We start from the raw sequence: 301 nt of genomic DNA on the forward strand, positions 1-301 counted from the left end.
GTGCAGCCTCAGCAATCTCACCGAAGGCCATGGCGAGGACCGGCAGCACCGGCTGGAGCGCGCCGAAAACGGCCTGGATCAGCTCCAGACCGACGGGGATCAGCGGCTCCAGAACGGTCATGAGCTGCTGGAACGCGGCCACCAGGATGTCGGCGACCATCCCGGCGACCTGCCCGAGAACGTCGAGGAGCGGCGCGATGAACGGCTCCAGCGCCGTAAAGATGGAGGTGATGATCTCGGCGATCTGCACGATCACCGGGGTCAGCCCCTCGACCAGCTGCGTCATCGGGCCCACGAGGGC

Annotated in this window: 1 protein-coding gene; it reads right to left on the reverse strand. The window is 67.1% G+C overall.

What is annotated here, in order from left to right; all coding sequences use genetic code 11:
* Positions 1–286 (reverse strand): hypothetical protein (locus ADL12_RS27330; protein ID WP_159053311.1); only part of this gene is annotated, 286 nt, incomplete at its 3' end.
* Between the last annotated feature and the right edge of the window lie 15 nt (positions 287–301).

The sequence above is a fragment of the Streptomyces regalis genome, from assembly GCF_001509475.1.
Lineage (GTDB): Bacteria > Actinomycetota > Actinomycetes > Streptomycetales > Streptomycetaceae > Streptomyces > Streptomyces regalis.